We start from the raw sequence: 24,793 nt of genomic DNA on the forward strand, positions 1-24,793 counted from the left end.
ATGAAAAAATGCACTTAATTTTCTTTGAAGTTCTTTCTTTAGTGAATAGTATTACCTTTCATTTACTATCTCCTTGGGAGATAAAAGTTAATATATGATTGTTTAGTTGTCTTATGAATGTTTAGAGAGATAAAGAAATAAAATCTAGTTGCTTGTTTCACGAAAATCCTTGCTAAGGCGACTGACTCCTAAAAGACAATAAATAAAAGGTAATGGTTCACTATTTCATTCTACTGGTATATTGGTTAATCTGAGAATTGCCAAATGTGTGTTTCATCATTTCTTTGCTTTTCAATTAGAGAGGAGAGAGATAAGCCTCTTTTGTGGGAGACTTATCTCCTTACTCTAATCTAAAATAAAAACACAAAAAATCTAATTACTATATAAAGAGATGAAAACTTTCTTTTCTATATGGTTGCGCTTCCAGCAAAGAACTAAGCACCTTGTCCTATAATTAGGTATGGGCTTTTAGGTTTAGTTTTTTCCTTGGGGGCAAAGGTGCTTTATTCCTCACTGTCTAAAATAAAAAACGCAAAAAAATCTATTCTTTAGAACATAAAAGAAATGTACCTTAAAACTTATAAAACTACTCTTTCTTTCTGTTTGACATTGCAAAGGTAGTGTTTTTTTTGTACTTGTCAAGAACAAAGCACGTTTTCGTGCATGAAGTGTAGATATTTGTGCACGAAAGGTAATATGGGGGTGTTTTTAGCTTTCTGAAGTGAGCAAAGGCCACTGTTCGCGAGATACTTGAATACGCAAGCCGCCTTCGAGCCATAAGAACGGACGGTTCATGCGCAGTATGTATTCACGGTTGACAATCGCCTTTCGGGTATTGGCGACAAAGATAGAGAGCTGCTGCTCCACACAGAAGCGATGAATTTCCTCCCAGGTTTGTTTCAGCTGTATGATCTGCCCAGATAAGCAGTGGAGTACCTTCAGGCGAGGGTTTTCCTCGTCCTGCAAAATACAAAGAATCTGCTTGGGAAAGATACGCACTTGTTGCTTGAGGTAGTTCTCTATGAAAACGGGGGTCTCCTGCTCTCCCTCGGCTAAGGCTTCTGCCTCGGCTATATACTGGGTGAGGTTCTCGGTAAGTTGCTGAAAAATAGGCTTAACCAGGTATTTCTTGACCAAAGGAAATTCATTAAAGACGATTTGTGGGATTTCGGGGTTTTCCCCTTGGTAGCCTGTAAAAAAGATAATATAAGGGGTATAGCCCGAACTCTGGTGAATATGGGTAAGGATAGGGTAGGCATTGCCCCCACGAATACTCCAGTCGGAGAAAATAAGGTCAGGGCGATGGGTATCTATTAGGGTGATGGCTTCCTCTAGGCTGTCTGTAAAGGGAACAGCCTTCCACTGGAGAAACTTCTGCATACGGGCTGAGATGTTCTTCCAGATGCTTTTGTCATCTTCTATAACGAGGTACTTAAAGGTTGATCTTTTCATAATTAATTGATTTCTTGAGTTGTATTATAGTTACAGTGCCTGGGTACTTGGGGTCGTCTTTGTCCTTGTCAGTCATGGAGATGGTGATGGCATCATCAAAATGCTTATCCAAGATTCTAAGAATACGCTGTATGTTTTTCAGTCCTGTGCCATGTCGCTGTACCCCTGCATATTTCTTGGAGGCTGCCACTCCTACGCCATTGTCGGAGATACTGATGCCGTATATATTGGCACGTTCCCAGAAGGCAATACGCAGTAGCTGAGGAGGCTCTGTCCTGTGTCTGAGTCCATGTAGTAGGGAGTTTTCCACGATCACTTGTAGGATTCCCATAGGCATACGATAGTCGGAGGGGATAGCCTCTATATTCTCAATCTGTACTTGCAAGTCGGGCAGGAAGATCTCCCGCTGTATGGCAATGGTATTCTCGGTGAGCTTCCATTCCTGACTAAAAGGAATGAAAGGGGTTTGCTCTTGGGAATAGCGGTGCATGATCGAGATATTTTCTCCTATATGGGAGATGATACGCTCTGCATGTGGGTTGTCATAGAGTTCTGCCCCAAGGCTATTGAGGGCATTGAGCATAAAGTGCGGGCGGAATTGCTTACCGAGGTTGCCTATGGTAAGCAGTGCGATTTCCCTGTCCTGCCTATCCATACGCCTCATGTTGTAGAGCAGATACAGCCCTGTGGAGGCAGGAACGAGGATCATCACTAGCCAAAAATAGCTGTTTTGCCAAATGGAACGCTTCACACGGATAGGATATTTTAGCTCTGTATAAGTTCCATCGTTTTGGCAAACGGTTAGTGAGAAGATATAATCGCCTGCCGAGAGGTTTTGATAGCGGTATTCGGTTTCGGTCGTAAGGCTTCCTTGGGCTATGGCTTCCTCTCGACTATCCCTATAGAGGGCTGGAATTACATAGCGAGGCAGATTGTCTTTGCTCTGGTAATGAAGCCGTATCTCAAAGGAGTTTTCATTGACCTCCAAGGAGATAGGGTCATCTACATGAGACTTATAGATGTTCTTACCTGTGTTGATAGTCAGGGTAGGCTCTACCTTGAAATTGGCCAAAGAGAGCCATTGGGCAATATCCCAACGAAAAAGCATATTGGAGGAGGCAAACCAGATATGGTCGTCCTTGGGGTTACTGGCCACACAGGTACGCTCCAAGGGGTCTTGCAGGTTCATCGCATAGGGGTTCAGGTAGCGCACATTGGCTTTGCCTCTGGCAAATTCGCTCAGGGAGACAACAAAGAGCTTATTGGTTACCCCTACGATGAGATAGTCCCGCCACTGGTGCAGGAACATAATAGGACGGTCATTGCCTAGCAAAAGGGGGTGTTCCAGAAGGTGAAAGTCCGTCTTATCCACTTGTTCCCGATCAGAAGGGGTGTAGTAATAGAGTTGGCCTTTTTCACTGCCCAGCCACAATATACCATGAGAGTCCGCCAGTAGGGTATAGCCCCTAAGGGGGGATTGTTGCTTGTCATACAGAAGTGTCTGCGCCCTATTGGTACGTGGGTCATAGCGGGCAACCCCCTGCATAGAAATTGTCCAAATGTGCCCCCTGCTATCTTGAGCAATACCCTGACAGTGGTTAAGGGTCAGGCCTTGCTTCTTACCAATAGATTTCCAAGGGATTTGCCGCTGCTCTAGCTGTGCCAAAGGCTTGTAGGCCAGTCCATAATCTTGTACATCGGTATAGAGAACTTGCTCGGCAGAGAGAAAGTTGAAATGAGAGACAATGGTGTCGCTCACCTTGGTATAACTCGTTGGCGACTCAAAGAGAAACAAACCCTTATGAGCACTGCTAAAGAGTACTTTTTCTCCTATGGGAAGCGCTCCATAATTTATCTGTAAGGTCTTAAGCGGACTCTTAATAAGTTTGTCCTGATCAATCACCGAAAAACCGCCATTGTAGCTACCCGCCCATAGCTTGCCCGAAGGGGTCAGCGCAAGGCCAAAAAGACGGTTAGTATTGGTGTCATTATACAACCTCGGATAGGTTTTCAAGTAGATAAATAGGCGCGTAAGCTGGTTGTTACTGCCCAGGTATAGGCTTTTGGAATCCTCCGAAAAGGCCTTATAATAGGCCGACTTGATAGTGGTGGTAACCGATATGGGTTCTAGATCTTTTTCTAAATCATACAATATCAGCTCGTTGCCATCATTGTAGAGGTAATAGCGGCCAAAGTTTTTGTTCTCATTCCTATTCGCTGGCAAAACTTTGGTCGTTAGCGTACGAGCATAGCGGAAAAGCCCATTGTTTTCGGGTTTGATAAAATAGAAATCTCCTATCGAACGCATATAGATAGGGGTAAAAGCCCATGGGTATACCTGAGCCTCTCCCCCTGGCTCTAAGCACTTGATGTCGGTATAGTTCTCTCCTAATACGCAGCGATAAGGGACACTATTGACAGAGAGCGCATACACATAGTGGTGGTGTTCCTCCAATTCCTGAAAATAACGCCCATCATAGCTCATTAGCTTAAATGATGCTTCTGACGGGGCAATGGCGGTGAAGTAGATCAGCTTGTCTATCAGCACAAAATGGGAATAGCGTGCCCCTACATACCCTACTTTTTGCGGTAGGAGCTGTTCATGAGTACTCCCCGTATAGATGCTCTTGCTAAAGCCGAAAAAGAGCCTATCTTGTAGCTTGTATTTCTTGAGAAACACCCCCACATCTTCTCCTTTGAAATACTCCTCTACCTCGGTATTGTGCAGGGCATACAATAGGTTCTCCTCAGGGGAGAAAAGCAGTTCCCCCTCATCGCTTACCTGCAAGGGTTGGTTGATGTTGAAGAAGTCTTTACCGATACTATATTGATTATACTGCAAAGCTCTATGCTCCCACAGCGGTTGCGCCAAAGTGAGAGACGTGCAAAATAAGAAACATAGTGATAAGAAAAACTTCATAAAAACAGGGTGTAATTTTTTGGTTTTTAATAAGTTAGATATAAAGATGTTTTTTGCAGAAAAACACAAGCCTTGTGGCAAAAATACAAATTTAATCGTTAATTATTAATTATTAATCGTTAATTTTTTATCCTTTATTTATTGACAATGGGCTCATTTGCTAATTGGCAATTTATCCTTCTAGGGCGGATCATCGGCGGGGTAATCTACAGCCCTGCCATTACCCTATTCCAGTTTGCTATCGTCTTGGCTATCTGGGCTTTTCTTATCATTGGCTTGCGCAGGCTCAAGACTAAGAGCCTTATTTTCAGACATTTTATAGATGGAACAGCTGTGATTGTCATCAATCGAGGCAAGATAGACATAGCCGCCTGCAAAAAGGCCAAAATCACCGCGCATGACCTTGCCTTTAAGCTCCGCAAGCAAGGGGTCTATTATATCCAAGATGTCAAGCGAGCCGTACTAGAACAGAATGGCGAACTCATTATCGTACAAGCAGGCGAAGAGAATCCCAAATACCCTATCATTACCGATGGTATTATCCACAAGGGCGTGTTAGAAGATGTCGACAAAACCGAAGAATGGTTACTGGAAGAACTCCAAAAGCAAGGCTATAACAGCGCCTCCGAAATCTTCTTAGCAGAATACCACAACGGAGAAATATGGGTTGTAAGCTGATTGGTTAAAGAACAAAAAGCGCTGCGCTGATTACGTAAAGTACAAAAAAAGCCAATTAGGTAAAGTACAAAAAGAGATAACGAGGTAAAGGGCAAAATGCTCATCGGCTCATTATCCCCTTGACTTTTCCTCCAAAATGTTGTATCTTTGCCCCTCATTAGTCATTAGTTACTCGTCACTAATCATTAGTCACTAGTCATTAGTCACTAGTCATTAGTCACTAGTCATTAGTCACTAGTCACTAGTCATTAGTCATTAGAATTATGGTTATCATAGATTTTGCCCTTGAAAAATATCCCTTTATTGTCGCCACAGGGGTAACGCTTATTGTCTATTTCGTGGTTAAGCGCTTTGCCGATTCCTTAGTGACGAAAATGGGAGCCAAGTCAGAATTCCCCAAAGCACGTACCCAGCTAGTCAAAAAGTATATTGATGTCCTACTCGCGGCCCTGCTCCTTTTGGTGCTCATCTCCATTTGGGGAGTAAAGCCCGATCAGATATTCCTCTTTATCTCCTCTATACTCACCGTAGTAGGGGTGGGCTTCTTTGCCCAATGGTCTATACTGAGCAATGTAACGGCAGGAATCATCCTCTTCTTCTCTTTTCCTTTCAAAATAGGTGACAGAATCCGTGTTATGGACAAGGATTTCCCTATAGAGGCCGAGATCAAGGACATCAGCTCTTTCTATACGCTGCTCAAAACCGATTCAGGAGCGCAAATCTCCATACCTAACAACCTTTTATTGCAGAAAGCCATTGAGATTATAAAATGAAACTACAGATACAATACACAGCCAACCCCGCCATTATCAAGCTCGAAGCCCCAGAGGTCTTAGTCAAGGGCAATTATCAATATGAGCGCGACACACCTGTCACAGACTCACCTCTGGCTCAGGAGCTCCTACAACTGCCCTTTGTCAAGACGGTTTATTTCTCGGCCAATTTTATTGCCTTGGAGGCCTTGCCGATCATCAAGTGGGAGGACGTGGCTCAGGAGGTTACCCAAGAGGTGGAGAACTATCTTTCGGCAGGTCGCCCTATTATAGCTCAAGAGGCAACCCCTACACAGGAGTCTGCACCAGCCAAGCGTATTCCTATTACAATCTATGTAGAGAGTACCCCAAACCCTATGGCTATGAAGTTTGTAGCCAACAAGAAGCTCGTCAGCCGTGTGTACGAATATAAGTCCCCCGAAGAAGCGACAGAGTCGCCTTTGGCTACCGAACTCTTTAAGCTGCCTTATATCAAGGAAGTATTTTTTGATAGTAATTACATTTCTATCATTCGCCAACCTAGAGTGTTATGGGAAGATATTATGATGGAACTAAGGGAGTTTTTGCGCTTGTATCTTATGGAAGGAAAACCAGTGGTGAAAGTCTCCGTAACAGAGCAGGACAGGCCTAAGGGCTTACCGTCCTTGGGCGATGTGTATTCAAGAAAGATTGTCGCTATTTTAGACCAATACGTAAAGCCAGCGGTCTCCAGCGATGGCGGTAATATACAGTTTGTCAGCTATGACAAGCAAAACCAAGTAGTTAAGGTACTCCTCCAAGGTGCCTGCAATGGCTGTCCCTCCTCCAAGCGTACCCTCAAGCAAGGCATAGAAACCATTCTACGCGAGATGATGAAGAACGAACAAATCACCGTAGAAGCAGTTAATTAGTGACTAATGACAAGTGACTAGTGACTAATCCATAATGGTATTAATCACTAGTCACTGTCGTTACTCACTAATCACTAGTAACTAATCACTAATCATTAGTCACTAGTCATTAGTCATTGGTCACTATTTAATGGATGCCTCATAGATACCCTCTATAGAATCAGCAAGGGTTTTGTTGAACTCAGCATCGGATTGTTGTGCAGAAAGGCCTTCGGAGAGTGCGCGGGAGAAGCTGGCGATCACACCATGGTTCTTAGCGAGGATCTCATTGGCTTTTTCGCGAGAATAACCGCCAGAAAGGGCTACAACACGCACTACCCTAGGATGCTTAGTAAGAGGTTCGTAGAAGTTAGCTACAGTAGGGAGGGTGAGCTTAAGCATCACATCGGAAGTGGCAGGAAGTTTGTCTAGGTGTTTGAGGATTTCCTCACGAAGAATAGCCTCTGCTTCGGCTTTGTCAGGAATATTGATATCTACTTCAGGCTCAATGATAGGCACCAATCCAGCAGCGATGATTTGAGCGGCTACTTCGAACTGTTGGTCTACGATGCGGGCGATACCTGCTTTGGAGGCTTTCTTTACTACCGAACGCATCTTGGTACCGAATACATGGTGTTCGTTGGCTCTTTTGAGTAGGTCAGCAAGGTTGCTGATAGGCTTCATTAGCTGTACACCATCTTCGTCTAAGTTTTCAAGCCCTTTATCTACTTTTAGGAAAGGAAGGATATGTTTTTCTTCCCAAAGATATTCAGCGGTGTATTTGCCGTCAATCTTGTTATCCATAGTTTGTTCAAAGAGGATAGCCCCAAGGATTTTCTGGTCATTGAAGGCAGGACTCTTGATAATGCGGGTACGCATCTGGTGGATAAGGTCGAACATCTCGGCATCGTTCTTGTAGGCGCTTTCCTCTATACCGTAGAGTTTCAAGGCTTTAGGAGTACTTCCTCCACTTTGGTCAAGGGCAGCGATGAAGCCTTTGCCGTTTCTCATTTTTTCTATTTTTTCTTTCATGATAAGTAAATATTTAAAAGAACTTATTGGCACCGACCAACAAGCATTAGGTTTATGATGACACAAAAATACGATTTTTTTCGCTAAAAACCAAAGAATTTTTTACTTTTCACCCACATACCCAGCTCCAAGTATTCGCTGGCTTTACTTTTCACTTTTCACTCTATTGCATACGTCCTTCTCTCCGCTGACAAGCGAGAGCTTCTTATCTGTATATTTGTAGCAGTACTTCCGATTTTTGTCCTTAAAGTAGTAATAGGTAGGAGCTGCTTTGTAGGAGAGGTATAGGGTCATATCCATAGTAGCACCAACAAAGCTAAGGCCCTATGCTGGCGCGTTTCTTCCAGCTCGTGCCTATAACAATGGAGCTTGTAGCTCCCATAAAGAGCCAAAGGCTCTACTATTATAGTCCCCTATGCTGGCGCGTTTCTTGCAGCTCGTGCCTATAATATATGGAGCTTGTAGCTCCCATAAAGAGCCAAAGGCTCTACTATTATAGTCAAACAGAAATGGTTTACGAAAAATTAGCATGAGCAGGTGTAGGGGGCTATCCCCAAAGTCCAAAACACTGCTTTTTGAAGTGTAAATAATACTCAATTTAAATTTTATTTCATTGATAATCAGTTGTTTTTAGGTGTTGCTGTAGGGGCGAATGGCAATTCGCCCTCTAAAAACAAGGCTTTTCGGACAGCCTCTTGAAAAAGAGCAAATTAGGAATGAATCCCTTGTCTTATTTATTCGTATTTTATTCGCATTTTAAATATGATTGACTATATAATATAGTTACTGACTTCTTTGTAGGTCAGATTCTTCCCACTTAAATAGCGTGGTTTTATGAAATAGAGTCGTATCAATACTTTGAAAATGAAAGCTTTCTGATGCTGAATTTTCTGACTTTATGGTATAAATATACTTGTCATAGGCGCTAAAAATTTCATCTTTATGCTGTGCAAAATCGTCTTCTTTGAAATCATTATTCCAACAACAACTTGTACTTACTACCAATTCGACTTTTTGAAGCAAACTATCCTTAAATAGAAATCTTTTTTGAGATAATATCTTTATAAAACCTTCTTTTTCCTCAATCTTAGTGATATAAAGACTATCATTATTGGGGAAAATTTCTAAATCTTTGTAAGCATTGAATCTTTTTTGAATATCCTTAATTGTAGATGCGCCTAATACAAACGATTTTTCATTGATAAATCCCTTACATAAGCCTTTATGACGCATTCTTATACACGATAAAAATGTAAATGGAATCAATATACATATGGCTATAATTATTTTTCTATTTGAAATATCCATTATATGTTTTTTCAAGGTTGTACAACTCCTCCGCTGGTGCGTTTCTTGCAGCTCGTGCCTACTATTAATGCGAATCCTTCTGCTGGCGCGAGCTTGCAGCTCCCTCTGCTGGCGCGAGCTTGCAGCTCGTGCCTATAACTATGGAGCTTGTAGCTCCCATAAAAGAGCCAAAGGCTCTACTTAATAGTAGGCACGAGCTGCAAGCTCGCGCCAGCAAGGGCTAATGGCAATTAGCCCTTGAAAAAGAGGCATTAATCATTAATGGCATTAACCATTAACCACTATTATGGCCGAATTCGTTCCGCCAAAGCCAAAGGAATTAGATAGAAAAGCGCGTATAGGCTGTTGGGTAGTTTGGGTGATGATATGGAGCTTTTGGGAGTCTTCATCAAGTGCTTCTATATTGATGTTCGGGGCGATAAAGTCGTTTTGCATCATCAGGATAGAATACACCAGTTCACTGGCGCCTGCCATCCAGCACTCGTGCCCTGTCATGGACTTGGTAGAGCTTACGGGAGTCTGGCTGCCAAATAGTTGGTAGATAGCCTTTGCCTCGTTGGCATCGCCTACAGGGGTGGAGGTGGCATGGGCATTGATGTAGTCTATGTCCTTGGCTTGCAGATGTGCATTGGCCAAGGCTCGTGCCATAGCAGTGGCAGGTCCTTCTACATTGGGGGTGGAGATATGCCCTCCATTGGAGGAGAAGCCGTAGCCCACAATCTCGGCCAAGATAGGCACGCCACGTCGCTGCGCACTCTCATAGGTCTCTAAAACAAGGGTGGCAGCGCCTCCACTGGGTACCAGCCCATCGCGCCCTGCATCAAAGGGGCGGGAGGCCTTCTGGGGAGTGTCCTCGCGGGTGGAGAAAACCCCTAAGCCATCAAAGCTGCCCATACTGTATTTGTTAGTCTCCTGTGCTCCTCCGCATAGGACGATTTCCTGCATGCCACTTTGCAAGAGCAGATAGCCCAAGCCTACCGCATGGGAGCCGCTGGCACAGGCTGCACTGATGCTCATATTAACCCCTCTAAGACCAAAAAGGGTGGAGAGGTTCATCGTTACGGTAGAGTTCATTGTACGGAAGACCGCCCCAGAGCCTACAAGGGTGGTATCGCCCTTCTCGCGTATCTTGTCATTGGTAAGGATCACCGATTCGGCTACACTGTCATTCCCGTAGAGGATACCCACTTCTTGGGCTTTGAGAAAGTCAGGGTCTATACGAGCCTGGGAGAGAGCTTCCACGGTAGCCATATAAGCATATTCGCTCTCTTCTCCCATGGAGATTCGCTCCCGCCGCCCCAATACGCCCTTGAGCTGGGGGGCAGGCACATAGCCAGTCAAGGCAGAACGATAACCGTATGCCTTGCGCTCAGGATCAAAGATGATCCCCGATTTCCCTTCATATAAGGCGTCTCTTACCGCCTCTACAGATGTACCTATACAGGAATAAATCCCCATACCAGTAACCACAACACGATGACTCATAATAAGTGAAAAGTGAAGAATGAAAAGTGAAAAGTGAAGAGTGAAGAATGAAAAGTGAAGAATGAAAAGTGAATAGTGAAAGGAGAGTTATTCACTATTCACTTTTCACTATTCACTTAATAAATTCTTCAATCTGGCTTTTTACCTTTTTCCAAAGTTTGTCAAGGGCATATTCGCTAGCCCATGCCACATGGGGGGTGAGCAGCACTCTGGGGTGAGCGGCTAGTTTCAGTAGGGGATCACCAGCCACAGGGGGTTCGCTCTCGAATACATCGGTGGCAAAGCCCAGTAGTTGCCCTGCTTCTAGCGCCTCATACACGGCTTGAGGATCTACCACTGCACCACGGGCAACGTTGATTACTAGTGGCTTGCGCTTCATTTTGGCAATAGTACGAGCCGAGATAAGGTGACGAGTCTCCTCTGTCAAGGGGGTGTTGAGCGAGATGACATCACTCTGAGCCAAGACGGTGTCAAAGTCAGTATATTCCGCGCTGCGTGGCGCTTTGCCCTCACGCTCCGCCCAAAGTACACGCATACCAAAGGCTTTAGCACGCTCGGTAATGGCTTTACCTATATTTCCTACCCCTATGATTCCCAAGGTACGAGTGTGTAAGTCCAGAATAGAGGGTTCAGTAAGGCAAAAACGTCCATCGGCCTGCCAAGAGCCGTCGGCTACGGCGGTATGGTAAGGTTTTAGCCCTCGCATAGCGGCCAAAAGAAGCATAAAGAAGTGCTCGGCTACACTCTCGGTGGAGTAGCCCACTACGTTCTTGACTTCTATGCCACGCTCCCCAGCAGCAACCTTGTCTATATTGTCGGTGCCGGTGGCAGTAAGTTGGATAAGCTTTAGCTGTGGGAGCTGCTCCATATGTTCTTTGCCTATTTTCACCTTGTTGGTGATGGCAATATCCGCCCCTTCCAAGTGGCTTACCACTTGGTCGGGACGGGTACTTTCATATACTACCCATTGGGTAACCCCTTCTGGAACAGTTAGCTCCATTTGGGAAGATAGTGTATTTCTATCTAATATAACTGCTTTCATTAGTTCAATACGATGTGATATTGTAAGATAAAGACACCCTTGCGGCTATCTACTTCTTTCTGTAGGTTATACACAGGGCGGTTTTGGTAGCAGAAACTGAGCTTGTTGCTGTGCCCTTTGAAGAAAACATTCACACCAAGGTCATAAGCGATCATAGGGTCTTTAAGCCCGTCAAACTTGGAGTATTGAATACCAAAGTTAGGCTGTATGCGCGCATTGCAATTTTCACTCTTACCTAAGAGATATCCCCCTAATAGGCAGAAAGAACTTCCTGTTCCCATCATAGGATAGGCATTACCTCCTCCGTTGAAATAACCAGTAGCACCTGCATCGGCTACGTTGTTATTACCTACATTTCTTACATAATCACGACCAAAATCGGTGAAATAGTAACCTGCATTGACCGTAATAGCATCATTACGCTCGGAAAGAGGAGTATCTAAGAACACTTCAGCAGAGAAATTCTTGTAATCATAGTACTTAGGTACACCACCTTGTAGCTCACTCATCATATCCTTTTGATATACACCCCCCAAGGAGAGGTTCAATACCTTTTTAGCACCTACATAAGTACCTGCTGTATAAGGAGTTTTGTTACTTTCTTTCTCCCAAAAGTCGTATTTGAGGTGTCCAGAATACTGTTTGTGAGGGGCATTTTTGGCATAGCCGACTACCCCTTCTTTCTCAGCAGTGGTAACCGCATAGGGACTTTTGATGGTAAATACATAACTTAGGTTTTGGATTTGTCCTTTAGCGAATCCCCCAAAGCTACGTACCGCATCGTCGTTCATGTTCACGGTAAAGAGAGGGAAGGCGGGTCCGTCCAAGCCCATCATGCTACCGCTGGCCTTCATAGCGTTACGGCTACCATTCCATCCAAACTTACCCAAACCAACGGTGAACTCAGGGGCAAATTGGTAATCAGCATAGAGGTCAAGGATGCCGATTTTGTCTTTGGCTTTGCTGGTAAAGTTGTAGTTGTTACCTCCGAAAAGTCCATATACATAGACCCTTGGGGTGAGTTGACCTTGCACGCCTATACGCAAGCGGCGGATAGAGACATCGGTAATACGGCTTACCCCAGATCCATTGACCATGGTGCCCGGATTGGCATCTATGTATCTTGCCCAAAGGGTAGCCGATACATTGGCCTTAATATAAGTCTTTCCGTCCTCGCTAAGGTTTTTTCTGAGGTTCTCTTGACTCCACATCAGTGAGGGAGCAAGCGCTAAAAGTAGAAATAATCTTTTCATATGTGTTTTATTTAGGGTTATAGATTCAGCCGCTAGTTATCAGTAGTCAGTGGCCAGTAGTCTGTTATCAGTAGTCAGCTCTGATTTCTGACTTCTGACCACTGAGGTTTACTGATTAGAAAGTAAGATCAGCAGCACTTTCGTACACGATTTGTCTAATATCAGTTTTTGTACCTGTTTTCTTGTCGGTTTTTGTATAGGTTTTGAATGTACCTTTTACGGTAACTTCTTGTCCTTCTGTCTCAAGTTTGGTTCTGATATCTTGAGAGAGGGTTTTTTCGTAATCCCTTACATAGAATTGGATAAGGGTACCGTCGGAGAATTTGAAATAAGATCTCTTATGTTTATTTTCTACTTGTATAGTAATCGTACCATGGACTTTCACTACTTTTTCTTCTTGGAAGTCATTCACAGTAGCTGTGGAGGCTTCCAAAGTGACTACAGGTTGCTCTGGTTTGGGTTCAGGTTTTGCTTCGGGAGTTTTACCAAAAGTAAGGTCTGCCTCTTTTTTATAAACAATCTCTTTTACATCATTGTAATTAGTGAAAGTACCTACTACAGTGAGTTCTTGACCTGTGATTTTGAGTTTGTCTTTTGCCTCATTAGTAAGAGCATTATAGGTTTCCTTAGGAGCAAAGATTTGGATGAGTGTATTGTCAGAGAATTTGAAATAGGACTTGTTTCCTTCAATGACAATATTACCATGAAGTTTTACAACTTTTCCTGCTTGATAGTCATTTACAGTAGCTGTGGAGGCTTCCAAAGTCACTACAGGTTGCTCTGGTTTTGGTTCAGGTTTTACCTCAGGAGTTTTACCAAAGGTAAGGTCAGCTTCGCTTTTGTAAAGGATTTCCTTAACAACGGTTCCATCTTTGAGGGTGTAATCAGTGAAAGTACCTACTACAGTAAGCTCTTGTCCCACGGTTTTAAGTTTTTGAGAAGTCTCTTCTTTCAAATCTTTGAATGTAGGAGTAAAGATTTGTACCAAAGTTCCATCACTGAGCTTAAAGTAAGATTTACCATTGGTTACTTCGGCGATTTCTCCATGGAGTTTTACTTTCTCCTTTTTGTCTCGGTAGCTCTCATAGTCGGCTACTTTTAGGTCTTTTGCCTCTAGGGCAGTTGCTGGCTTGTCCTTTGGATTTTCTGGCTGTGGTTTGTTAGGATCCACAGGAGGAATGCCATTCTTATCATCCTTACTACAGGATGCTAATAGCCCAAAAGAAAGGGCTAATAAAAGTAACTTTTTCATGTCGTTATAGTATTTAAATTGTTGTTTATTGTTAGTGTGAATCATACATACCCAGCTCCAAGCATTCACTGGCTTTGCTATTCACTTTTCATTTTTCATTCTTCACTGTTCACTATTCACTATTCACTCTTTTTCTATTCCCTTTATATCATTGATATAGAACTGTGGGTTGTTGTTGTATATGGTCAGTACCCCTGTGATACGCAAGCGACCAGCTGGTACATGGTCTTTGATATAAGCGGCGTAGCTACTGGTAAGGAAGGGGAGTGTACCTCCTGCCTTATCGGTGAGTGTGTAAGTGGTATTATACTGATTATCGGAGGTGTGGAAGGTCTTTCCTACATCTTCGGTTTTGAAATATACCCCATCGAGTACTAGGAGCTTATTGGCTTGCGTACGTGCTTCAAATCGCAAATTGGCAAAAGTAGTAGCCAATTGGCTTATGGAAGCCTTCTCTCCTGTGAGGAGCAATACTTCGGGATACATAGCAGGGGTCAGGTGACCTATCTTGAGGTTACCCCCTGCGGTCTTGCCATAGCCATAGCCTACCTCCAAAAGGGAGTAACGGCTGGCATACCATACAGTGGTGCCTTTGAGCCGTACTTGTACTTTCGCTCCTACAGGGTACTCTCCGTAAAGGCCTTTTTTATCAATGGAAACGGCAATAGTGCCCGACTTATCAGCGGCTTGCACATATATTTTCTTATAGAAATTCCCCCCTTCATCGCTGGAGATTACATAGCCTTCGAAGGCATCGTTTTCCTCATAGGTAGCAAAGGAGGTAGTCGCCTTTGCTCTAAGGGCTTCATAGCTTATGGTACGTCCACTGAAAGCCTTGGCCTTGGCAACTTGCTCAGCGGCAAGGGCTGCCGTATCGGGAGTATCAAAACCTGAAACCTTGCTACAGGAAACACTTAGTGCGATAGGTAGGATAGCAAGTAATATCTTTTTCATGTCATTTACGTTTTAGCATTACAAACTTAAGGTTACATTTAGGTAAAAAGAGGTGCCATATCCTGTGAAATACTTATTGCCAAAGGTAGGATAGCCACTCTTGCGGTCTTTGATCATAGCCTGGTAATCACCCTTGCGTGCTTGCTCGAAGCCGTTGCTCTTATATTGGGTATTCAGTAGGTTATTGACACTGGCAAAGACGTTGAGGAAATTCCCCTTGATACGCCAAGATTTGCCGGCGGTAGCATTGAGTAAAAACAATCCTGGTAGGCGTTCTTGGTGCAAAAGATTACGTACGGTATCCTCATCAATATTGGTATAACGGCTACCTGTATTGGGATCAAGGTAGATGTTCTCCGTACGCAAGCTAGGGGCGATACCTATGTAATTCTTATCAAAATAATTGGCCGTAAGGGCTACCCACCAGTAGTGAGGGCTTTGGTACTCTATGCCTAAGGAATACACATGCTCAGGGGCTTGGCCTGCATGGTAGTCCTTGAGGTAGCTCACAATAGGCTCACTCACCAAGCGCTTGTCGGAGGACTGGAACAAGAGCGGATTGTTAGTATAGGTGTATTGGTTGAGTGATACCACCGCAGAGGCTTTCCAAGAGGCGGTAAGGTCGTATTCTGCACCTAATTCCATACCAAAATGGAGCTTTTCAGCATCCAGCATGGTCTGGGTAAGAAAACCAGCTGACTCATCACCTAAGCGGGATTGGGTAAAGAAATAGCTCTTTTCGCTGCTGTGCTTTATCTGTGTGGCATAGCCTGTAAGTCGTGCCTTGAACGATGGAATGCGAATGATGTAACTACCATCCCATGTAAGTTGGCTCTCAGGTTGTATACGAGCCGGAAGTATGGAGTTAGAGTTACGAATATTTACAAAAACGTTGTTGAGCGGTTGGGCTTCTTCAAAATACCCCGTGTTGAACTGGAGGATATGCCTACCTGTGATGCTGTACGTAAGGCCTGCCTTAGTACTTATCGTATTGAAATAGCGTTGTCCACTCATTCCTTTGGAATCGGTATAGACAGAGTTGTCGGCAAACATACCTTCGCGCTCATAATCCGTATGGGCAACACGGCCTGCTACATAGAAGTCGGCACGGCCATACTTGAAGCGCAACTGTCCAAAGACATGAGCACGCTGAGTGTGGGTCTTGTAGTAGTATTGGTATTTGTCGCCTACCCCAAGGCGTAGGTTTTCTGCCGTATCATAGTTATCTCCTGAGAAATAACTCTTATTGAGGAAATATTGTCCCCCCAATAGGTCGTTGATTTGAGCATAGTTCTCGGTACCAATATGCTGATAGGAAATACCACCGTTAAGGGTGATATTGGGGGTGAGCCTAGTGCTTCCCAATATGTTGGCTGTAAGAGTTTGAGTGTCAATAACATCTTCGCTGAGGGCAAACATGCTTTCGCCGCCTGCAAGACTATTGGCCAAATAGAGTTTGTCCCATTCCAATTGTTTATGAGAATAGAAATAATCAATCTGCTGAGCAGTTTTGTTCCATGCCAAGGGGTCGCCCTCGCCTATTTGGGCATCATACATATTATAAAAATAAGTAGGCATATTGGTATAATAGGTAGGCTCAGGGTTTTGGGATTTCACATATTGCAAACGGGTATCTCCTACTTGCCCCAACTGATAACCCAAGTGAGCGGTGAGTTTGGTATTTCCCTTTTGGTAGGTATTGGAGAGGACAAAGAGTGGTTCGGCGATGCGCTTCATCTTGGCATTGCGCAACGCTCCTGCCTGATAGCCCCAATTGGGGTTGTAGTTCCTACCGCCCAAAGCGATGGCCTCTTGAGTTAGAGGAGCAGACTTGCCGCGGTTGTTATAGGAGAAGATTCCCATCAGGTTGGTCTTGAAGTAAGGACTGGCCTTATATTCTACCGCTGCCGCAGCCCCATAGGCCTGATAGACCATACCTTCGGTGTTGGGGACAAGGAATGTTTTGCCATTGCCTCCACGATAAGAGCCTGAAACCATATAGCCCCAGCCACTGGGGAGGGTTCCTGTATTGTAGGTAACCATACCACGCCCAAAGTAGTTGCGGTTGGTAGCAGTTCCTGTGATACGTAGGCCATTGCGCAACTCCGAAGGTGCAATCGTATAGGAAGTATTACCGAATACCCCTCCGAAATCACTCTCTGAGGCGCCTACTCCTGTGATAATCACTTGGCCACGCATGGCATCGTTAAGTCCGCCCCAGTTACTCCATTGAGGGCGGCCGGTCTCTACCTTGTTCATGGTAACCCCATTGACTAAGACCGTAGCGGCATTGCTCTGATAGCCACGAGGGCGGTAGAACACCGAACTAAAGTCATAGGCCGCACGGCGAAAATACAAGTCTTGAGAGGATTGTAGAAAGCCAGATATCATCTCAGGATTACCTTCCTCATCGTCCAACTGCTCGTCGGAGATACTTATGGTGTTATCTATCTGTTGGGCTGCTTGCGTATGGTTTTCCTTTTCCAATACAATAGTGGGTAGCTCCATAGCCGAGAGCAGCTCCACAGGCATCTTCTTTGTTAGATAGCCCTTAGCTGTCACCTCCAAGGTATAGAGTCCCTTGGGAAGGAGCAGTTCAAACTCCCCCCTGAAATCACTCACGGTATGCTGTTCTTGTCCTTCTACCACGATACGAGCCTCTGGCAAAGCTGTTTTTCCGTCACTAACGTTTCCTTTTAGAGGAACATGCTGCGAGAAGGCAAGGCTACAAGTGAGCATAAAGAAAGAAAAAATCAATGATTTCATTACGTTTTTTATTAAAAATGAGAACATTAAAAGTATATAAATTTGCTTGTACAAAATTACTCTTTTTTTTCTTAATAAACTATTTTAAAGTGTTAAAAATTAAATATTCTTTTCACCTACAAATCAATAAGAGTAAAGCCAACTCCTACAACGGTTTGCTTATAGTTATAGTCAATTAAAGAGTCTCCATAGCCGTGAGACGCTTGTAGGAAAAGGCGTAGATCTCGGTTAAGAGGTACGACCCAAGAAGCCTCTATATGTGCGCGATTATGCTTGAGATTGAGGTTGTTACGCATAGAGATAGAAAGGGCTGTTTTGCCAATAGGAATAATGGAGGTAAGTCGGCAACGGCCAATGTAGTCCTCTATTTGGGGATTATCGTCTTCTACAGTGGTTTCAGTAAATCTTCTCCAGAGTTGGAAATTGAAAGTTACCCTCTCCCACTTGCCCAAGGCTATTAGGATAAAGCGGTTCCAACTTCGCGAATGAGACGCTTCCTTGCCATTGGACTGGTGATTGATAGAAAGACCAAGCATTTTGAGCTTGAGATTACCTGCGGAAAAGTTGATCGGATAGGTAAAAATCAGTTCGGGTTCGTAGTTTAGTTCCCTAAAAGGGCGTGAAAGGCCTCCGTTGTACATCTGCCAGTAGGCCTGTTGGGTAAAGGCTACCCATACATCGCCTTTGGCAAAAGCATCTTGTAGGATCTTGGTTTTGAGGCTCACTTGGAATTTGAGTTCTACATTTTGGTATTTACGAGACTCAGGTATAGGGCGCTGAGGGTTGAGGCTTTGTGGCTGTTTGGTAGGACAATCAGTAAAGCGTACAGGCATGATATACATGGGTTGGTACTCCATGATATGGAATGTACCTCGCTGATCCTGACGATCCAGCTCCCAGCTTTTGGACAAAGCGCGTTCTATATTAGCATCTGTAGCGGCAGTGCTGATGGAGTAGGGTAGCGGTAGGATTGTATCTATAATAGTTGTCTTTTGGATTGTATCTGTTGCCGTTTCTTGGCATAGTCCCATAAAAGGGAAAAAGGAAAAGATAATAGGTAAAGAAAGTTTCATTAATAGTGTTGAGTTTTTAATTTTGAGTTGCCACTCTGAGCACAGACTACCGCCTGCTGACTACTGACTACAGAAAATATTTTGTCAGTTTCAAAAAAAGTTGTATCTTTGCCCCCGCAAATAGCGATGGTCTATGGTGTAATGGTAACACGACAGATTCTGGCTCTGTAATTCAAGGTTCGAGTCCTTGTAGACCAACAAATTAAGTGAAAAGTGAATAGTGAAAAACTATTCACTTTTTCACTTTTCATTTTTCTCTTAAAATACAGATATCTGTGTTTGCATAGTAAAACCTTCTAAGAACTTCACTCCGCGGTAGGAGTTGCCTTTTTCGTTCAGGCGTGGACTCCATACAGCTATGGCGTAGTGCCCAGGCATGATAGCGACGATACCCCCACCGACACCACTCTTGCCAGGGAGACCTACACGGAAGGCAAATTCGCCCGATTCGTCATAGAACCCACAAGTCTGCATGATGGCATTGATACGCTTGGTATAGACATGGGGGAGGATACGCTGCTGGCCATGTAGGGTGATACCATCATTGGCCAAGAAAGTAAATATATAGGCCAAGGACTCACAAGTAAGCTCTATCGAACAGAGCTTAAAGTAGAAATCCAACACTCGCTCTGGCTCATTCTCTATATTCCCTAACGATTTTATATAATAACACAACGCAAAATTGCGGTAACCCACTTCCTTCTCGGAGGCGGCAATCTCCTCAGAATAGTTGATGGTAGGATCATTGGCCAATTGGCGAACGAACTTGATAAACTCTTCTTCGGCATTCTTGAAATGGGAGAGCAGTATATCACAAATGACAATCGCTCCTGCGTTGATCAGTGGGTTACGGGGGATTCCATTGTTGGCCTCCAGCTGCAAAAGCGAGTTAAACGAAGTTCCTGAAGGCTCCACCGATACCCGTTCCCAAATACTATCTCCAAAAATATCGTACGCCATAGAGAGTGACAGCACTTTGGCTATACTCTGTATAGAAAATTTTTCTTGATAATCCCCAATACCAAAGGTTTTCCCGCTGAGGGTATGGATGGCAATGCCAAACTTATCAGGGCTGACATTGAGCAATTCGGGAATATAGGTAGGTATTTTCCCTATGTTTTTCCCCTGATACACTTTGTTATAGATACCTGTGATGGTTTTGGCATAAGCCGTTTGCTCGTTCATGATGATAGTAATTAGTTGGTATAGTGTGTTTTTACTTAAAAGTGTTGATTGTCTGTCGGATAGCCACTAGTCGGGTCAAGAGGCCTTCGAGGAGGTCAAGGTGAAGCATATTAGCCCCATCACTTTTGGCGTTGGCAGGGTCAAAATGGGTCTCTATGAAGATGCCATCTACTCCATTGACCACCCCAGCACGGGCGATGGTCTCAATCATTTCAGGGCGACCACCCGTTACTCCTGAACTTTGGTTGGGCTGTTGCAGAGAGTGGGTAACGTCCAGAATGACGGGGGCATATTGTTTCATAGTCGGGATACCGCGGAAATCCACGATCATATCCTGATAGCCGAACATGGTTCCCCTATCGGTGATATACACCTTATCATTGCCGCTGTCCAAGACCTTCTGTACGGCATGCTTCATACTCTCAGGACTCATAAACTGTCCCTTTTTGAGATTGACTGTTTTGCCTGTTTTGGCTGCTGCCACTACAAGGTCGGTTTGTCTGACTAAGAATGCAGGAATTTGTAGGACATCTACATACTCGGCCGCCATAGCCGCGTCGCTTACCTCATGAATATCGGTTACAGTAGGCACGCCAAAGGTTTGGGAGACCTTTTGGAGTATCTTCAGCGCTTTCTCGTCGCCTATACCCGTAAAAGAGTCTATACGGCTGCGATTGGCCTTTTTGAAACTACCCTTGAAAATATAGGGAATCTCTAGTTTCTGAGTGATTTTTACAATTTTATCGGCTATACGCATAGCCATTTCCTCACCTTCTATGGCACAAGGGCCAGCCATGAGGAGAAAGTTATCCTTCATAGTTGTTAGTTATTAGTTGTTAGTTGTTAGTTGTTAGTTATTAGTTATTAGTTGTTAGTTATTAGTTGTTAGTTTTCAGTTATTAGTTTTTAGTTGTTAGTCTCTAATCACTAACCACTAACCACTAATCACTATTTACTAACCACTAACCACTCTTTATTCGTCTCTGCTGCTTCCCATGAGTCTATAGACCCAGTAAAGGAGTTGGGCGAGGGAGCCGAGGGCAGCTACTACATAGGTACGGGCAGCCCACTTGAGGGAGTCCTCTGCACCGGCGTATTCCTCACGGGTAACCATGTTCTTGCTCTTAAGCCAAGCCAAAGCGCGATTGCTTGCATCATACTCCACTGGGAGGGTGATGAGGGTAAAGAGCGTGGTAATAGCGAAAAGGGCTACCCCTACTACGGCTATCCAATAGCCAAAGCCCATCTTGGCTGCTGCTCCTAAGACAAACCCTACAATAATGAGTATATTGGAGAGGTTGGAGGAGATGTTGACCGCTGGAACGAGCTTAGAACGAAGGTTCAGCCAAGCGTAGGCCTGGGCATGTTGTACCGCATGGCCACACTCATGAGCGGCAACGGCAGCCGCAGCTGCATTACGCTGGTTATATACTGCCTCGCTTAGGTTTACTGTTTTGTCTATGGGATTATAGTGGTCAGTAAGCTGACCAGGAACATGGGTTACCCTCACATCGTAGATGCCATTGTCATGGAGCATCTTCTCGGCGATTTCCTTACCGCTCATTCCATTGCGTAGTTGCACTTGAGAGTAGTGTGCAAACTTACTTTGTAGGCGGTTACTCACCAACCAACTGGCCAAAAATATGGCGCCTAAAATTACGTAGTATAAAATCATATTTAATTGTTAATCATTAGAAATAGCCTCCTTTTTTCCTATCCTCCATGGCGGCTTCGGTAACGCGGTCGTCAATGCGGGTTTCGCCACGTTCGGAGATACGGGAGGCGGATATTTCTCTTACCACTTCCTCAAGGGTAGCAGCGTTGCTCTCCACGGCAGCCGTACAAGTCATATCACCTACGGTGCGGTAGCGGACACGCTTGTTGAGGATTTGGTCGTTTTCGTCTATCTGGATAAAGGGGGAGACAGCAATCAGGCGACCTTCGTGCTCAATCACGTCCCTATTGTGGGCAAAATAGATAGAAGGCAGTGCGATGTTTTCCTGTTGGATATAGCTCCATACGTCTAACTCTGTCCAGTTGGAGATAGGGAATACACGTACATTTTCTCCCTTGTGGATACGTCCGTTGTAGATGTTCCACAGTTCGGGTCGTTGGAGCTTGGGATCCCATTGGCCAAACTCGTCACGAACGGAGAAGAAGCGTTCTTTGGCACGTGCTTTTTCCTCATCACGGCGGGCACCCCCTATACAAGCGTCAAACTGGAACTCCTCAATGGTGTCCAAAAGGGTGTGGGTTTGTAGCCAGTTGCGAGAGGCAAACTTGCCCTTAGGTTCGGTCAGTCCCTTCGCCTTGATGGTATCTTCCACTTGGCGAACAATAAGCTCCGCCCCGATGCGCTTAGCTAAGGCATCACGGTAGGCAATCGCTTCAGGGAAGTTGTGTCCTGTATCGATATGTACCAAAGGAAAAGGAATCTTCATAGGGGCAAAGGCCTTGATAGCCAAGTGCACTAAGGTAATAGAGTCCTTGCCGCCGCTGAACAGCAGGGCAGGACGCTCGAACTGCGCGGCTACTTCGCGCATGATATAAATACTTTCTGCTTCTAATTGCTTGAGATGATTCATTGTTAATGATCAATGATTAATGATTAATGACAAGTGATTATTCTTTACTTTTCACTCTATTGGGTGATTCTAAATATGATAGGATAGTTATAGACAACATTTACAGGCTTGCCTCTTACTAAGCCTGGCGAGAGCTGAGGGAATCCGTCAAATATCCTACAGGCTTCTTCTTCTAAGAGGGGATTGGGATTACGTCCTTTAACTTCTTTTATAGATAGATGCCCTTCTTTATCTATCCTGAGGGTTACTATTACTCTGCCTTCTATCTTTTTTTCTAAAGCCTCCTGAGGGTACCTATAATTCTCTATTACCCATTGGTATAAAAAATTCTTGAGAGGTATTTCCTTTGTTTCTCCTGTAAGGGTGTCTGTTTGTAAGTAATAAGGGTGTTTTTCTGTCAGGGCAAAAGGGATATCTTCTTCTTCCTGTGCTAGCAAGGGAAAAGAACTAAAAAAAATAGCTATAAAATATAGAATCCTACTTGTTTTCATAAAGCCTTTTAAGAAGTAAATTACAATTTATTTTCTACATATACAAGTCAGTGGTCAGTTGTCAAGTCTGAATACGATAGGATAGTTATAGACAACATTTACAGGCTTGCCTCTTAGTAAGGCTGGGGAGAGCTGAGGGAATCCGTCAAATATCCTACAGGCTTCTTCTTCCAAGAGGGGATTACGTCCGTATATCTTTTTTATAGAAAGATGCCCTTCTTTATCTATCCTAAGAGCTACTATTACTCTGCCTTGTATCTTTTTTTCTACAGCTTGCTGAGGGTACCTAAAATTCTTCATTACCCATTGGTCTAAAAAATTCTTGATAGGTATTTCCTTTGTTTCTCCTGTAAGGGTGTCTGTTTGTAAGTAATAAGAGTGTTTTTCTATCAGAACAAAAGGAATATCCTCTTCTTCTTGGGCATATAAGGAGAAAGCCCCAAAGACCATTCCTATAAGAAATAAATACCTAATAGCTGTCATATATTTCTGTATTGAAAGGCAAAAGTACAATTTATTTTCTACATACACAAGTTAAGGAAGTGAAGAGTAAATAGTGAATAGTGAAAAGTGTTCTTCACTCTTCACTATTCGTTTTTCACTTATTTAGCTTGCGTATTTCCCTTTCTTGGAGAGTTCCCAAGAGTTGATGATATTCTGCCAGAGGATATAGCAACCTGGCCCTACGGTGGAAAGGGGGTGGAGGTAGGTGGCGGCAATCCATATGGCAAAGGCGGTGTTCTTCTGTCCTAAGGACTGGCCGGCCTCAATGGTACAGCCAAGATGGCGACCTATCTTCCAACCTACCGCGTATTGTAACAGACATAATACCAAGCCCGATAATCCGATAACAGCCAAGAAGCCAAGGCTCGTCTGGGCATTCATGATGTTCTTCAGGGTGGTACCTGTAACAATCATCAGCGAACAGCCCCATAGGTAAAAGGACAGATCGGGTATGTGTATAAGCCATTGGTGGTACCTCCTTAGCGGTGGCAGGCTCTTGGTGAGTAAGGCGAGCAGCATGGGGACGACCAAGACGAGGAAGACCTTGTTGAGTATCAAAAGGAAAGCACTCCAAAAGGTGATGCCCGAAGCTGGCTCTATCAGTGGAAAGCAGATAGGAATCAGTAGTACACACACCAGGTTGGAGAGGAAGGTGTAGGTAGTCATCTGTTCGAGATTGCCGCCTAGCTTGAGCGTTACTACCGCAGCGGCTGCCGCACAAGGGCTGATGGCACAGACCAATACACTCTCCGAGAGGATTAGTGCATCCCCCGTGAGTCTCAGCAGCAGGATCATTCCCATGAGTAAACCTACAAAAAGTATTTGGAAGGCACTTGTCCAAATATGCCATCTGACCACTGCGATTTTTTTGAAATCTACCTTACAGAAAGTAACATAGAGAATCAGGAACATGAACAGCGGTAGTATGGCATCAAAAATAGGTGCCAACTGCTGGGAAAGCCCTTCCAAGGCTTCCACATAATAAAAGATGAGATATACAACAGCTCCTATCCCCATAGAGACAGGCAGCGTCCATTCTTTGATAAAACGAAGCAAGATTCTAATGTTTAATGATTAATGATTAATGTTTAATGACTCTTCACTGATTTGGGGTACAAATGTACGAAATTTTTATCATTAATCATTGCTGGCATTAATCATTAATCATTGT

The 24,793-nt window shown here is 44.1% G+C and carries 22 protein-coding genes and 1 tRNA gene; 4 read left to right on the forward strand and 19 right to left on the reverse strand.

The annotated features are described in order from the left end of the window. Positions 1 to 708: 708 nt before the first annotated feature. A complete protein-coding gene (locus HMPREF9331_RS05165; protein ID WP_016419968.1) occupies positions 709 to 1,452 on the reverse strand; it encodes a LytR/AlgR family response regulator transcription factor in 744 nt (247 codons plus the stop codon). Beyond that, positions 1,433 to 4,294 carry a histidine kinase gene (locus tag HMPREF9331_RS05170; protein WP_234945863.1) on the reverse strand — a complete coding sequence of 954 codons (2,862 nt, stop codon included), beginning with the start codon at positions 4,292 to 4,294 and terminating at the stop codon, positions 1,433 to 1,435. The genes HMPREF9331_RS05165 and HMPREF9331_RS05170 overlap by 20 nt, the downstream gene beginning before the upstream one ends. A gap of 225 nt (positions 4,295 to 4,519) precedes the next feature. On the opposite strand from HMPREF9331_RS05170, the gene HMPREF9331_RS05175 reads away from it, so the two are divergent. The 3 genes from HMPREF9331_RS05175 to HMPREF9331_RS05185 all read left to right on the forward strand — a co-directional run bounded on the left by HMPREF9331_RS05175 (position 4,520) and on the right by HMPREF9331_RS05185 (position 6,713). Further along, the gene (locus tag HMPREF9331_RS05175; RefSeq protein ID WP_016419970.1) at positions 4,520 to 5,050 is read left to right on the forward strand and encodes a DUF421 domain-containing protein; all 531 of its coding nucleotides are present in this window, start codon (positions 4,520 to 4,522) and stop codon (positions 5,048 to 5,050) included. Between the two features lie 263 nt (positions 5,051 to 5,313). After that, entirely contained in the window at positions 5,314 to 5,823 is a 510-nt protein-coding gene (locus tag HMPREF9331_RS05180; RefSeq protein WP_009641917.1) for a mechanosensitive ion channel domain-containing protein, read from the forward strand. After that, entirely contained in the window at positions 5,820 to 6,713 is an 894-nt protein-coding gene (locus tag HMPREF9331_RS05185) for a NifU family protein (RefSeq protein ID WP_016419971.1), read from the forward strand. Before HMPREF9331_RS05180 ends, HMPREF9331_RS05185 begins: the two co-directional genes overlap by 4 nt. A gap of 123 nt (positions 6,714 to 6,836) precedes the next feature. On the opposite strand, the gene HMPREF9331_RS05190 is transcribed toward HMPREF9331_RS05185, so the two are convergent. The 10 genes from HMPREF9331_RS05190 to HMPREF9331_RS05230 form a co-directional block, all read right to left on the reverse strand. Next, complete coding sequence (locus HMPREF9331_RS05190; protein ID WP_009641901.1) at positions 6,837 to 7,724, reverse strand: fructose bisphosphate aldolase; 888 nt, start codon at positions 7,722 to 7,724, stop codon at positions 6,837 to 6,839. 144 nt (positions 7,725 to 7,868) lie between these two features. After that, positions 7,869 to 8,024 carry a hypothetical protein gene (locus HMPREF9331_RS12915; RefSeq protein WP_155848675.1) on the reverse strand — a complete coding sequence of 52 codons (156 nt, stop codon included), beginning with the start codon at positions 8,022 to 8,024 and terminating at the stop codon, positions 7,869 to 7,871. Between the two features lie 483 nt (positions 8,025 to 8,507). Next, entirely contained in the window at positions 8,508 to 8,957 is a 450-nt protein-coding gene (locus HMPREF9331_RS05195) for a hypothetical protein (RefSeq protein ID WP_234945862.1), read from the reverse strand. 342 nt (positions 8,958 to 9,299) lie between these two features. Further along, positions 9,300 to 10,517 (reverse strand): beta-ketoacyl-[acyl-carrier-protein] synthase family protein, encoded by a 1,218-nt coding sequence (locus HMPREF9331_RS05200; RefSeq protein ID WP_016419973.1) that lies wholly within the window; start codon positions 10,515 to 10,517, stop codon positions 9,300 to 9,302. 112 nt (positions 10,518 to 10,629) lie between these two features. Then, positions 10,630 to 11,559, reverse strand: coding sequence for a D-2-hydroxyacid dehydrogenase (locus tag HMPREF9331_RS05205; RefSeq protein ID WP_016419974.1), 930 nt, complete (start codon positions 11,557 to 11,559; stop codon positions 10,630 to 10,632). Beyond that, entirely contained in the window at positions 11,559 to 12,812 is a 1,254-nt protein-coding gene (locus HMPREF9331_RS05210) for a porin (RefSeq protein WP_016419975.1), read from the reverse strand. The genes HMPREF9331_RS05205 and HMPREF9331_RS05210 overlap by 1 nt, the downstream gene beginning before the upstream one ends. Positions 12,813 to 12,927: 115 nt before the next feature. Beyond that, positions 12,928 to 14,064 carry a hypothetical protein gene (locus tag HMPREF9331_RS05215; RefSeq protein ID WP_016419976.1) on the reverse strand — a complete coding sequence of 379 codons (1,137 nt, stop codon included), beginning with the start codon at positions 14,062 to 14,064 and terminating at the stop codon, positions 12,928 to 12,930. 123 nt (positions 14,065 to 14,187) lie between these two features. Next, complete coding sequence (locus tag HMPREF9331_RS05220) at positions 14,188 to 15,018, reverse strand: DUF5689 domain-containing protein (RefSeq protein ID WP_016419977.1); 831 nt, start codon at positions 15,016 to 15,018, stop codon at positions 14,188 to 14,190. A gap of 18 nt (positions 15,019 to 15,036) precedes the next feature. Next, complete coding sequence (locus tag HMPREF9331_RS05225) at positions 15,037 to 17,784, reverse strand: carboxypeptidase-like regulatory domain-containing protein (protein ID WP_016419978.1); 2,748 nt, start codon at positions 17,782 to 17,784, stop codon at positions 15,037 to 15,039. A 116-nt stretch (positions 17,785 to 17,900) separates the two neighbouring features. Next, positions 17,901 to 18,857, reverse strand: a complete 957-nt coding sequence (locus HMPREF9331_RS05230) for a phospholipase A (RefSeq protein WP_016419979.1) — start codon at positions 18,855 to 18,857, stop codon at positions 17,901 to 17,903. Between the two features lie 127 nt (positions 18,858 to 18,984). Here HMPREF9331_RS05230 and HMPREF9331_RS05235 point away from each other — a divergent pair. Continuing rightward, positions 18,985 to 19,055, forward strand: a tRNA-Gln gene (locus HMPREF9331_RS05235). 60 nt (positions 19,056 to 19,115) lie between these two features. Here the strand turns inward: HMPREF9331_RS05235 and HMPREF9331_RS05240 are convergent. The 7 genes from HMPREF9331_RS05240 to HMPREF9331_RS05270 all read right to left on the reverse strand — a co-directional run bounded on the left by HMPREF9331_RS05240 (position 19,116) and on the right by HMPREF9331_RS05270 (position 24,687). Further along, entirely contained in the window at positions 19,116 to 20,042 is a 927-nt protein-coding gene (locus tag HMPREF9331_RS05240) for a glutaminase (RefSeq protein ID WP_016419980.1), read from the reverse strand. A 31-nt stretch (positions 20,043 to 20,073) separates the two neighbouring features. Beyond that, positions 20,074 to 20,859 (reverse strand): 3-deoxy-8-phosphooctulonate synthase, encoded by a 786-nt coding sequence (gene kdsA / locus HMPREF9331_RS05245; RefSeq protein WP_016419981.1) that lies wholly within the window; start codon positions 20,857 to 20,859, stop codon positions 20,074 to 20,076. A gap of 156 nt (positions 20,860 to 21,015) precedes the next feature. Then, complete coding sequence (locus HMPREF9331_RS05250) at positions 21,016 to 21,717, reverse strand: zinc metallopeptidase (RefSeq protein ID WP_016419982.1); 702 nt, start codon at positions 21,715 to 21,717, stop codon at positions 21,016 to 21,018. Between the two features lie 16 nt (positions 21,718 to 21,733). After that, entirely contained in the window at positions 21,734 to 22,627 is an 894-nt protein-coding gene (cysD, locus tag HMPREF9331_RS05255; protein WP_016419983.1) for a sulfate adenylyltransferase subunit CysD, read from the reverse strand. A gap of 56 nt (positions 22,628 to 22,683) precedes the next feature. Further along, positions 22,684 to 23,118 carry an energy transducer TonB gene (locus HMPREF9331_RS05260; protein ID WP_016419984.1) on the reverse strand — a complete coding sequence of 145 codons (435 nt, stop codon included), beginning with the start codon at positions 23,116 to 23,118 and terminating at the stop codon, positions 22,684 to 22,686. 54 nt (positions 23,119 to 23,172) lie between these two features. Further along, a complete protein-coding gene (locus HMPREF9331_RS05265; protein ID WP_016419985.1) occupies positions 23,173 to 23,601 on the reverse strand; it encodes an energy transducer TonB in 429 nt (142 codons plus the stop codon). A 123-nt stretch (positions 23,602 to 23,724) separates the two neighbouring features. Beyond that, positions 23,725 to 24,687 (reverse strand): bile acid:sodium symporter family protein, encoded by a 963-nt coding sequence (locus HMPREF9331_RS05270; protein ID WP_172539821.1) that lies wholly within the window; start codon positions 24,685 to 24,687, stop codon positions 23,725 to 23,727. Positions 24,688 to 24,793 lie beyond the last annotated feature (106 nt).

The sequence above is a fragment of the Capnocytophaga granulosa ATCC 51502 genome (assembly GCF_000411115.1).
GTDB classification, from domain to species: Bacteria; Bacteroidota; Bacteroidia; order Flavobacteriales; family Flavobacteriaceae; genus Capnocytophaga; species Capnocytophaga granulosa.